General features: G+C 63.9%; 2 protein-coding genes. One reads left to right on the top strand and one right to left on the bottom strand.

The genetic code is table 11. The annotated features are described in order from the left end of the window. On the bottom strand, positions 1 to 1,383 hold a 1,383-nt coding region (locus Q0331_RS10440; RefSeq protein WP_298076279.1), incomplete at its 3' end, for an aspartate:alanine exchanger family transporter. A 373-nt stretch (positions 1,384 to 1,756) separates the two neighbouring features. Between Q0331_RS10440 and Q0331_RS10435 the strand changes: the two genes are divergently transcribed. Next, a partial coding sequence (locus Q0331_RS10435) for an ABC-ATPase domain-containing protein (protein ID WP_298076278.1) occupies positions 1,757 to 3,365 on the top strand: 1,609 nt, incomplete at its 3' end.

Here is a 3,365-nt window from a genome sequence, read left to right as displayed (position 1 = left end):
AGCGATGTAGTTCAGGGAAGTGATGTCCGTCAGTGCGTCGCGGAAGCCCGTGCCCGCGATGGTGCCCACGCCGGCCAGGAAGATGGCCAGGCCCAGACTGCTGAGGGCCTTGTTGGCGTGATAGGGGATTTGCCAGCCTATGGGGCCGGTACGGGCGAGTGCTCCGAAGATGAGGCCCATGACGATGGGGCCGCCACCGAAGCCCAGGTTGAGCGTGGTGCCGCCGGGAAGGGGGATGGGGATCGCACCGATGAGCAGGCCAATGGCCAGGCCTAGGGTGAAGGGCAGCAGGTTCACGTCCGCCAGGGAGCGTTCGGAATCGCCCAGGAACTGAGAGACCTCGTCGATGCGGTGCTTCGGGGTGACCACTCGCACGCGGTCGGAATAGTGCAGCACGTCGTCCGGGCCGGGCACTAGGTCTTCGTCGCCGCGGCGGATGCGGGCGATGATGAAGCCGTGGCTGATCGGGTCGATGTCCTTGATGCTGCGCCCGGCGATGCTCGGGTTAGAAACGGTAATGCGGCGGTAGCCGATGTAGGAGCTATCCACGTCGATGTCGATCTGCTCGCCCAGTGCGGCCGTGGCCTTGTCCAGGGAGTTCGGCGTGCCGGTGATCACCACGATCATGCCGGGGTACACCTCCGCATCCGGGTAGGCCAGCTTGTGATCCTTTTCCTGGACGTCCTCGGTGGCGTGGTGGGGGCGGACCAAGCGGGTGACGATGATCTTCGCATCCGCGATGGTTCGCAGGTCGCGTACGCATCCTTCTATGCCCTCCCGCAGACGCACGCCGCGGTGCTCCAGAGGCGCGTGCAGCACGCCCTCGTCGATCGCGTCCTGGCGGTGGTCGACCTTCAAGAGCTTGGTTCCAATGGCGGCCACGGCAATGGCTCCAAGCACACCGCCGGGGTAGGCCAGGGAGTAGCCGACGACGGGGTCGGCAGCGAGCTCCGGGTGGGTGCCTTCCAGCATGTCCACGACGGCCGCCATACCGGGGGTGGACGTCAACGCGGCGGCAAAGGAACCGGTGGCCGTGGCGGCCTCGACTCCGAAGAGCGGCACCAGCAACCACGTCATGCCCATTAGACCGACGAGTAGAACCACGACGAAGAGGAGCATGCGCCAGCCGCGCTCGCGGAAGTCGGCGAAGAAGGCGTGCCCGGCTGTCAGGCCGATGGCGTAGACGAAGACTGCCAGGCCGAATTGGAAAATAATAGGGGGCAGCTGGATATTGGGGTCCGCCGTGGAGAAGGCAATGGCGACGAAGAGAATCGCCGCGGTGCCGAGCGACATGCCGCCGAGGCGGATCTTGCCGATGGCGAAACCGAGGGCAAGGATAATGACTAGGGCGATCAGCGGGTTTTCAGCAAGGAATGCCAGCATGCTCTTGATCCTATAGAGAAATCCCCGCTCACACGAGGTGAGCGGGGACCCAAGAGAAACCTCAGATTAGGACTTTCTGAGTAGCCGGTTTTTACTTGCCGGAGATCAGGTCGCCCAGGCCAGCGAGAGCGCCGCCGATCAGGCTAACCAGACCCTGGAAGAAGTTTGCAATCAGTTCAATCATGGGAGTGATCCTTTCAGTGTGTAGTGTCGGGCGCTAGGGAATTTTGTGGGTTTGTTAGCGCCTTCACACTGACAATCGTTTGGGATCTCTAAGCGTTACGCCCTGAATACTATTTTCTTGAAAAAAGTGTGAAAGTCATTCTTTTTCGCAGGTGAGAGCCAGAAAAAAATTTTCCCTACGCTAGGGTACATGGCACGAATCACTCTCTCGGACCTTTTCTCCCGTACCAAGAGCCTCGACGGCGCGGGCTACGGCGCCTACAAGAAGCTGAAAGGCGCCTATAGTGAACCGGATCTGACGGTTTCCATCGACCGCGTGCAGGCCGATCCTTACGCCAGCCCCTCCAAGGTGCGGCTCATCCTTCCCATGAAGGCTGCGGGCATCCCACAGCACCTCGTTGACGATGCCACCGGCAGGGTAGCGGTAGCCGACTTCCTGGCGCGGCGGATTCAAGCCGACTCCCACCGCTCGCGCAACGTCCACATCGGTGACATCGGTCAGCAGGTCCTCGAACGTACTCACGTGCTGGTCACCCCTGATCGCGTGGAGGCCCGCCTGCTCGTAGGCCTTCCGGCCAAAGGCCGCCGTATCCTGGGCCGCCAGGCCGCACACCTGCTGGCCGATGACTTGCCGCAGCTCGCCGACGACTGCCTGCGCCACGATCGTTTCGCTCCCGCCGATGTGCGGGCCCTCGAGGAGCACGTGGCACTCCTGCGCGACCAGGAAGCCCTTCGCGCCCAGCTGAAACCTCGCAAGCTCGTCGCCTTCGTCGGCAACGGCGCGATCCTCCCGCGTGCTGCGGGGGACAGCGACCGCCCACTCGCCGCTAACCAGGCCACGGCCTTCGAATCCCCGGAGTCGCTTTCCCAAACCTTCGAGCTCCCCAGCGGCCGCACCGTCACGGGCATGGGCATCCCGGAGGGCCTCACCGTCATCGTCGGCGGCGGTTACCACGGCAAATCCACGCTGCTGCGCGCCCTGGAACGCGGCATCTACCCCCATATCTCCGGCGATGGCCGCGAGTGGGTGATCTCCCGCGCCGACGTTGCCAGCGTCCGCGCCGAGGATGGCCGCCCCATCACCGGTGACGACATTTCGCCGTTCATCACCAACCTGCCCACTGGTGCCGACACGCGCCACTTCACCACCACGAACGCCTCGGGTTCCACCTCCCAGGCCGCCAATGTCGTCGAAGCGCACGCCGCCGGCGCCTCCGCGCTGCTCATCGACGAGGACACTTCGGCTACGAACTTCATGATCCGCGACCGGCTCATGCAGCGCCTCGTACCGAACAACAAGGAGCCCATCACCCCGTTTGTGCAGCGCGTTCGTTCTTTATATGACGCCACCTCGGTCTCCACCGTCCTTATCGCTGGTGGCTCGGGTGCCTATCTGCGGCTGGCCGATACGGTCATTGCGATGGATGCCTACCGTCCCAGCGAGGTGACCGCGCGTGCCCACGACATCGCGCGGGAGGGGGAGGCCGCGGTAAACGCAGAAGGTACGGAGGAAGCGGGGGAGTTCCAACACATTACTGCCGAGCGTGTCTTGGCGCGCGGGACTCTTTCCTCCCGCAAACCCCCGAAGCCGCGCGGGCTATCCACTATCAGTGTGGATCGTTCGGACATTGATCTGAGCGCCGTAGGCCAGCTAGTTGCGCCATCCCAGACGGCGGCGATAGCGGCGGCGCTGGCGTGGTTGTCCAAGAACGCCGATGGCCAGACCCCGATGGTGGATCTGGTTGCTCGCCTGGAGCGGCAGATCACGGAGAAGGGTCTGGCCGTGCTGGCGCTGGGGC

It is taken from the genome of uncultured Corynebacterium sp. (assembly GCF_937999985.1).
In the GTDB taxonomy this organism is placed as follows: Bacteria; Actinomycetota; Actinomycetes; order Mycobacteriales; family Mycobacteriaceae; genus Corynebacterium.
This window is presented reverse-complemented; position numbering and strand designations above follow the sequence as displayed.